This window comes from uncultured Campylobacter sp. (genome assembly GCF_937949835.1).
Taxonomy (GTDB): Bacteria; Campylobacterota; Campylobacteria; order Campylobacterales; family Campylobacteraceae; genus Campylobacter_B.
Genome location: NZ_CALEDC010000348.1, coordinates 1 through 8,313 on the forward strand (window position 1 = coordinate 1; position 8,313 = coordinate 8,313).

An 8,313-nucleotide genomic window follows, 5' to 3' on the forward strand; every position below is an offset into this window, starting at 1 on the left:
GATAGCATCGTGGGAGCCTTCGGTAGCGTAGAGCACCCGCTAAACTTGAGCGAGTTTAGTTTTCTCGTGCGCGAGCGGGGTAAATTTCGCCTCGATCTCTCGCGCGAATGCGTAAACGGCGCCGAGATCTTTTGGAACGCCTGCAGCTTTAGGCGCGGCTCGGTCGTTGTTTTGCTTGAGGGCGAGTTTGATCTGGCGCCTATTTTGCGCCGCTGCACCGAGATAAGCATAGACGAAACGCCAAACATGGGCAACAGCCCCGCGGCGACCAAGCTTGCCAAGCGCGCGATGAGCGAGGGGCGGATCGCCGTGCTTTTTAGCGCATCAAACGGGATAGAGTGGATGGATATCTACGCTCCTGAGGCGGTGCGGGATAAAATTTTAAAACTTGCGGATGAGATAAACGGGGATGAAATTTAAAAACCGAGCTCTGCATTAAATTTCACGCTAGACAGGCATTATGCGCCCTGTGCGCGCAGACAAAAACAGAAGTCGCGAAAATAGGTCTCGCCTATCGCTCTCTGCGCCTTGCCAAAAGATAAAACAAGATGATCGCCGTCAAAACCGCCGCGATTGCGGCGTAAATTTTACCCATGCCGCCGTAGCTTTTGGAGTCGTCGCTTAAATACAGATTTATTATCGCGCCGTTGTCTGTCGAAATTTCAAGCTTCGCGCCCTTTGCGCCGTTTAGCTTTACGCGCAGCATATTTGCCGCGGGGCTTGAAATTTCGGGCTTATCCATAAAAGAGTAGCTGGTTTTGTAGCTTTTCATCAAATCGTTGCAGTCTTTGGGGGCTACGAATATATCGTAAAACGTGCCGTTTTTCACGCTCAGATTTTCTCCGCCTTGCACGACAAAGTATCTAAATTTAGGCGCCTGCGTGATAAACTCCCACCGTAGCGTCTTTTGCTTATCGCCCTGCTCGTAATTAAACTCCGCGCCGTATTTGGCGTCAAATTTAAAAACGTCTCGGCTGAAAAGCACGAACTGCCTATCGCTTAAAATGGCGTTAGGATCGGAGTTTTTGTCTAAAATTTTAACGTTTTGAAGCTCCCTGCCGCCTTCGTAAATTTTAAAACTTTTCATCGTTACGGGCGGCCCCTCGGCATTAAATTCCACGCTTACGGGGTTTGCGGTGATTTTGCACTCGGGCATGGGATCTGGAATTTCATTGCTGAAAAACGCAAGCGCGGGCTCGTCGTTCGGGTAATATACGTAAGGGCGCGAATTTAGCGCAGCGGCGCTTTTGAACTTATCCTCCCTCATCCGTAGCGTTTCGTTTTTACACATCCCAAGTAGAAATTTGCCGCTTCCTTCGTCGTTTAAATTTCGCGAGCAAAAGGCGTTGAGACGCGAATTCCCCATCTCAAAAACGTAGCTACTTTTTTTGCCGTGCTCAAAATAGCCGATGCCGATCTCATCCGAGGCAAAATCCAAAAATGCAAATCTATGGTAAATCGCGCTTAAAAGCCCGTCGATCGCGCTTTTTAGATCGCTTGAATTATAGGATAAATTTTCTCGTACTGCGGCATTATAGCCTGCGTAAAAAGCGCGCTTTGACGGATCTTCGCCCGTAAAGCCCGCTCGGCCCGCGGTTTCGTCGTGCGACATCGCCTCGTTTGCGACGACATATTTTGCGTGATTAAGCGCGGAGATATTTAAAATTTCATTCTGCGCAAAGTAGTTTAGCCCCGATTTTGCGCGCACATTGTTGATGTAGCTTAGCGGATCGTCGTAAAAGGAAAAGCCGCTCATCGCAACGAGCGGCTGTTTTAAATTTGAGGGGGTGTTTTCGCATGCGGCAAAAAGCGCGCAAATCGCCCCGAGGCCCAGGAGCCTAAGCCTTAGGGCCTGCTTTAGCAAACTCGACCCCCTCTTTTACGTCCTCGTAGCGTTTAAAATTCGCCTCAAACATACCCGCTAGTTTATCGCGAGTCGTGACGTATTCGTCCTTGTTTTCCCACGTGTTGATCGGATTTAGCAGCTTCGTCTCGACGCCTGCGAGCTCTTTTGGGATCGCGAGGTTAAATTTTTCGAAATTTTCAAATTCGCACTTTTTGATACTGCCGTCAAGGATCGCGTTTATGCATGCACGCGTTGCTTTGATACTCATTCGTTTGCCCACGCCGTACGCGCCGCCGCTCCAGCCGGTGTTTACGAGATAGACGCTGACATTATGCTTGTCGATCTTTTCGCCGAGCAACTTAGCGTAGACGGTCGGGTGTAGCGGCATAAACGGCTCGCCAAAGCACGCGCTAAAGGTTGCCACGGGCTCTGTGATACCGCGCTCGGTGCCTGCGACTTTGGCCGTATAGCCGCTTAGGAAATAATACATCGCCTGCTCTTTGGTTAGCTTTGCGACCGGCGGCAAAACGCCGAATGCGTCGGCGGTTAAGAAGATGATATTCTTCGGATGGCCGCCAGCGGAGCTTGGCTCGTAGTTATCTATGTGATAGATCGGGTAGCTGACGCGGGTGTTTTCGGTCTTGCTGCCGTCTTTGTAGTCTACTACGCCAGCCTCGTTGGCGACCACGTTTTCAAGCAATGCGTCGCGTTTGATCGCGGCGTAAATTTCAGGCTCGCTGCTCGGGTCTAAATTTATGCACTTCGCGTAGCAGCCGCCCTCGAAGTTAAATATCCCCTCGTCATCCCAGCCGTGCTCATCATCGCCGATTAGCTTGCGGTTTGGATCTGTAGAGAGCGTCGTTTTGCCCGTGCCGCTTAGGCCGAAAAATAACGCCGTGTCGCCCTCTTTGCCCACGTTTGCCGAGCAGTGCATCGACATCTTGCCCGCAAGCGGCAGCCAGTAGTTCATCATCGAAAAAATTCCCTTTTTCATCTCGCCGCCGTACCAGGTGCCGCCGATAACCGCGACGTTTTCCTCAACGTTAAAAATAACGAAAACGTCGGAGTGTAGCCCGTCGCTCGCGTAGTCCTCGTTTTTGCATTTGCACGCGTTGTAAACGACGAAATCTGGATGAAATTCCGCTAGCTCGCTCTCGCTTGGGCGGATGAACATATTTTTAACAAAATGCGCCTGCCACGCGACTTCAGTTACGAAGCGCACGTTTTTACGGCTGGATTTGCTGGCGCCGCAATAGGCGTCTTGGATAAAAATTTCTTTGCCGCTTAGCTGGGCTTTGGCTTTGGCTAAAAGCTTATCGAAGAGCTCTTTTGAGATAGGCTGATTTACCTTGCCCCAAGCGATGTATTTTTGGCTCGGATCTTGTTTTACGAAGTACTTATCCTTTGGACTGCGACCCGTAAATATGCCCGTATCGACCATAAAGGTGCCGTTGCTTGATACGCGTCCCTCGTCCATCGCCTTTTCAAGCTCGAAAAGCTCGTCGTAGCTTAAGTTGTAGTTGATTTTTTTGATATTTTTAAGACCTAGTTTATCCAGATCGTTCGGAGTTGTCATTTTGCGTCCTTTTTAAATTAAATTTTGATAAAAGATTGCGCTATTATAGCTTAAAATTTAGGTGAGCTCGCTTAAGCGCTGAGGATGATCGCCATGAAATTTAGGCGGAAGTGCCCGCCTAAATTTTAGAGCTTATCTTAAAATCGCGAGCACCTGATCGGCATCGACCGTATCGCCTTGAGCGACTAAAATTTTATCGATTACGCCATCACGCGGGCTTTCGATATTTATCTCCATCTTCATCGCTTCAAGAACGATGACATTCTGTCCCGCCTTAACAGCGTCGCCTTCCTTTATTAAAATTTTAAATACATTACTAGGAAGCGTCGCTTTTATATCGTTATCGTCCGTACCGCCTCGCGCGTCAGCAGTGGGCTGCTCGCCGGCGGAGCCTTGCGGTTGCGGCTTTGCGGGCGCTGAGGTATCGAAGCTAACGTCGTATCGATCGCCATTTACGAGCACGTTTTGTCCGGCAAATTCTACGTTGTAAATTTTGCCGTTAATCTTAACGTCAAATTTGCCGTTTTTAGAAATACCGCTTTGATGACTTTCGGCGGGTGCTACGTCCTCTTTTTTGCGGCTCATCACCTTGCCCTCGCCTTTTAAAAACGCGATGCCCTTTTCTTTGCACGCAAGCGCTATGAATACGTTCTCCTCGCTAGGCTCGATGCCCTGCTCGCGTAGAATCTTCTGCGCATACGCGACGCTCTTGCTCTCGTCGGCATCGGCGATATCTACGGCGTGCTTGGTCGTAGGTTGTAGTCCCAGCTGCTCGGCGGCTAGCTTAATCACGCCTTCATCCGGCTTAACGGGCGTTTTGCCGAAATAGCCTAGCACCATCTTACCGTAGCCCTCGGCGATCTTTTTCCACGGGCCGAACATTACGTTGTTAAACGCCTGCTGGAAATAAAACTGGCTAACCGGCGTTACGCTCGTGCCGAAGCCGCCCTTTTCGACGACCTCGCGCATGGCTTTGATGACGGCTGGAAATTTGTCTAAAATTTTATTATCGCGCATCATCTGAGTGTTTGCGGTAAGCGCGCCTCCGGGCATCGGCGAAAACGGAATGAGCGGGCTTACCTGCGTGGCCTCTGGCGGCATGAAGTAATCCTTCAAGCACTCGCCCAAAACCTCTTCGTATTTTAAAATTTTCTCTGCATCCAGTCCCAGGTCGAAATTTTGCCCCTTCGTCGCGTGCAGCAGCGTAAGGATGTCCGGCTGGCTCGTGCCGCCGCTTACGGGATGCGCGGCAAGGTCGATGCCGTCTACGCCCGCAACGAGCGCAGCCTGGTAGCATGCGACGCTAACTCCCGCCGTCTCGTGAGTGTGCAAGCGGATATGCACGCCGTCGCCTAAAATTTTACGCGCGCGCTTGATCGTCTCATAGACCTTCTGCGGGCTGCTGGTGCCGCTTGCGTCTTTGAAGCAGACGCTGTCAAACGGGATCTGCGCGTCCAAAATTTGACGCAGAATTCTCTCATAAAACGCCGCATCGTGCGCGCCGCTGCATCCGGGCGGCAGATCCATCATCGTAACCACAACTTCGTGTTTAAGGCCGTGACGATGTATGCACTCGCCGCTAAATTTTAAATTTTCCACGTCGTTTAACGCGTCGAAATTTCGAATCGTCGTCGTGCCGTGTTTGGCAAAAAGCTTGGCGTGCAGATCGATGATCTCGCGGCTACCTGTATCGAGCGTGACGGTATTTACGCCGCGGCTAAGGGTCTGTAGGTTCGCCTCAGGTCCCACGATGCTTCTAAATTTATCCATCATCTCAAAGGCGTCTTCGTTTAGGTAAAAATACAGGCTCTGAAACCGCGCGCCGCCGCCAAACTCGAAGTGCGTGATGCCCGCGTCCTTCGCCGCGCTAACGGCAGGCAGGAAGTCCTGCATCGCCACGCGCGCGCCGAAAACAGACTGAAATCCGTCGCGAAAGGTCGTATCCATAACGTCGATAAGCTTTTTAGCCATTTTTAGCTCCTAAGATTAAATTTATGCGCAAATTTTAATATTTCTAGCCTAAAAAAGCTTTTAAACCAAAAACCCCCGGAAAGATTGCAAGCGTTAATAGAACTAGAATTTGCAATAAAATAAAAGGTAGCACACCCTTGTAAATATCCGTGGTGTGGATTTGCGGCGGCGTCACGCCCTTTAAGAAAAATATCGAAAATCCAAATGGCGGCGTCATAAACGATGTTTGTAAATTTACAGCGATTAAGATCGCAAACCACACGGGATTGATATGCAAAGACTCTACTATCGGCAAAAGTATCGGCAAAATGATATATGAAATTTCGACATAATCGAGAAAAAATCCAAGCACTATGATAACTACCATCGTAAGCGCGATAAATCCCCATGCTTGACCGGGCAGGTTTTCCATAAAATTTTTCACGACCTCATCTCCGCCCGTGTAAGAAAAAATCATCGAAAATGCCGTGGCGCCCATCAAAATCATAAAAACCATACCCGAAATTTTAGCGGTATTTTTTAGCGCGTCATAGATCAGCCTAAATGAGAAAGTGCGATATAAAACAGCTAGCGCTATCGCACCCAAGCAGCCTACCGACGAGCTCTCCGTAGGCGTAGCGATGCCTGCAAAAATAGATCCCAAAACGAGCAAAATCAGCACGAGCACCGGCACGACGTTTTTAAGTGCGATAAAAATTTGCTTTGATTTGCTAAGCCCCTCTAGCTGCGGAACAGGCGGCGCATAATCTTTGCAAATATATGAAATAATCGCAATATAAATCACGTAAAAACCCACTAGCACGAGCCCAGGAATAACTGCCGCGGAGAAAAGATCGCCCACAGAGACCGAAAGTATATCGCCTAAAATAATCAGCACGATCGAGGGCGGGATAATCTGCCCAAGCGTGCCCGCAGCAGCGATGGTGCCGGTAGCCAGTGGCTTATCATAGCCGTATTTCATCATTACGGGTAGACTGATGACGCCCATAGCGATGACAGTCGCGCCCACGATGCCCGTCGTAGCCGCAAGTAACGCGCCCACCAAAACGGTGCTGATCGCCACGCCGCCTCGTACGCCGCCGAATAAAAATGCCATCGACTCTAATAAACGCTCCGCAAGGCGAGTCTTTTGCAAAATCATACCCATCAAAATAAAAAGCGGCACCGAAATTAGCAGCTGATTTTCCATAATCGAGTAAATTCTATTAGGCATCAGCGAGAAAAACTGTCTGCTCATATCCTCGAAAGCTTCGGTTAAAATTTCAAAGCCCTGCGCGTAATCCCACGCCTCACTAAGTCCGTAGATAAAGCCGAAAATCACCGCCACGGCGCCGAACGTAAACGCAACGGGAAATCCCAGTAGTAGCATAAAAAGTGCTGCCGCAAACATCACTATGCCTATCATAGCTCGCCACCTTTTATCTCGCCTAGGCAAAATTCCGCCCAAGCGCGAAAAGTGTGAAATTTATAGAATTTTAAATTTAAGCTCATTTTGCCCTCACACACTCTGTGCGCCCGAAGAATTCCCACTAAGAAATTCCGAGCCTTTGTTTTCCCTAACATCAAGCAGGGCGTTAATATTTTTAATCAAAAATCCAAATGCGTAGATAAATAAAAACGCGTAGCTAAGCGTGATTGCGGACTTGATGATCCAAAGATGCTGCATGCCGCCGGGATTGGCGCTGGCCTCATGGCTCGTATAAGCCTCGCTCACGTAATCGATCGAAAAGAACGCCACGAGCGCCACGAAAGGCAAAATGAAAAATATCGTGCCTAAGATATTTATGAGCGCTTTTGCAGTGGGGCTAAATTTTTCGTAAAAAATATCCACGCGAACGTGGGCGTTTTCTTTGAGCGCGTAGGTCACACCGAATAAAAACATCGCTGAATATAGCCACCACGTAAGTTCTTGCATAGCGACGGAATTTGCGGCTGGAAAAAGATAACGCGCCACAACATTGTAAAAAACGACTATAACTAAAAGCGCCAAAAATACGATACTCAATACGCCTAAAATATTTGCGAACGCATCAAAAGCTCTTTCTAATCTGCGTAAAAAACCCTTCAAAATTTTACCCTTTACTTGATATTTTTACTATAAAAGCTAGGATTTTAGCAAAAATATCTGCAATTTATTATAAAATTATGCGCGGAAAGGATTTTTATGATTTTAAAATTTCAAAACAAATACTCTAAAAAATTTCTCGCTTTTTGTGCCATCTGGGCGCTTTTTTGGCTAGCATTTTCATATTTTTTCTTGCAAAAATTCCTTTTTATCTATCCAGAAAATTTTAGCATTCACGTGAGATTCGGGCTTTGCGCCATAGCGCTAGGAGCGGTGATTTTAACGGTTTTAGGCAAGGACGTTTACGGTGCGATCTGCGGATATGCGGTGTGGTTTTACGGCGCGGCGCTAGGATTTGCCTCGTCGCTAAATTTAGCTAAAATTCACACGGTACTGCGAGGGAGCGGAGATATGAGCGGGATGAGCGGCTGCGGCGGAGCGGTGAAATTTTTAAATTTTGATATAAGCGTAGTGCCGATTTTTAAGCCGTTTAACAGCTGCGCATTCGACATACCGGCGTTGCCTGCTGGTGCGACGCTAGAGGGACTGCAAGCCAAACTAACGGCACTTTATAGCGGAGGTTGGTATCTGTTTCCGACAAGCAAAAGCGTGGATCTAGCGCAATTTTGGAGTTTTATCTTTATATTTTTCGCAATTATTTGGACGATTGGAATTTTACTCGGATTTATAAATAAAAGGCGTGGGATTTAAATCCCACGCAAAGTAGGTCATTGGACAATAATAAGAGCATTTGAACTATAGATGTTATCTACATTTTTAAGCCCCGGCATACTCCATACCCGATCACATAAGCCATCTCTGCCTTTGGTTAAGGTCACTTGCTCCTTGTTGTCA

At 48.2% G+C, this 8,313-nt stretch carries 7 protein-coding genes; 2 read left to right on the forward strand and 5 right to left on the reverse strand.

The features are described 5' to 3' along the window. The coding region (locus Q0256_RS08000; RefSeq protein WP_297962031.1) for a hypothetical protein at positions 1-420 on the forward strand (420 nt) is incomplete at its 5' end. A gap of 91 nt (positions 421-511) precedes the next feature. On the opposite strand, the gene Q0256_RS08005 is transcribed toward Q0256_RS08000, so the two are convergent. The 5 genes from Q0256_RS08005 to Q0256_RS08025 all read right to left on the reverse strand — a co-directional run bounded on the left by Q0256_RS08005 (position 512) and on the right by Q0256_RS08025 (position 7,461). Continuing rightward, positions 512-1,864 (reverse strand): CAP domain-containing protein, encoded by a 1,353-nt coding sequence (locus Q0256_RS08005; protein ID WP_297962033.1) that lies wholly within the window; start codon positions 1,862-1,864, stop codon positions 512-514. After that, positions 1,839-3,422 (reverse strand): phosphoenolpyruvate carboxykinase (ATP), encoded by a 1,584-nt coding sequence (pckA, locus tag Q0256_RS08010; RefSeq protein ID WP_297962035.1) that lies wholly within the window; start codon positions 3,420-3,422, stop codon positions 1,839-1,841. The genes Q0256_RS08005 and pckA overlap by 26 nt, the downstream gene beginning before the upstream one ends. A gap of 132 nt (positions 3,423-3,554) precedes the next feature. Next, complete coding sequence (locus Q0256_RS08015) at positions 3,555-5,393, reverse strand: biotin/lipoyl-containing protein (RefSeq protein WP_297962037.1); 1,839 nt, start codon at positions 5,391-5,393, stop codon at positions 3,555-3,557. A gap of 43 nt (positions 5,394-5,436) precedes the next feature. After that, the gene (locus Q0256_RS08020) at positions 5,437-6,798 is read right to left on the reverse strand and encodes a TRAP transporter large permease subunit (RefSeq protein ID WP_297962039.1); all 1,362 of its coding nucleotides are present in this window, start codon (positions 6,796-6,798) and stop codon (positions 5,437-5,439) included. 93 nt (positions 6,799-6,891) lie between these two features. Next, positions 6,892-7,461 (reverse strand): TRAP transporter small permease subunit, encoded by a 570-nt coding sequence (locus Q0256_RS08025; protein ID WP_005871495.1) that lies wholly within the window; start codon positions 7,459-7,461, stop codon positions 6,892-6,894. Positions 7,462-7,557: 96 nt separating this feature from the next. Here Q0256_RS08025 and Q0256_RS08030 point away from each other — a divergent pair, with 96 nt between their 5' ends. Next, positions 7,558-8,169: a hypothetical protein gene (locus Q0256_RS08030; protein WP_297962041.1), complete on the forward strand. Its 612-nt coding sequence runs from the start codon at positions 7,558-7,560 to the stop codon at positions 8,167-8,169. The last annotated feature ends 144 nt before the right edge of the window (positions 8,170-8,313 follow it).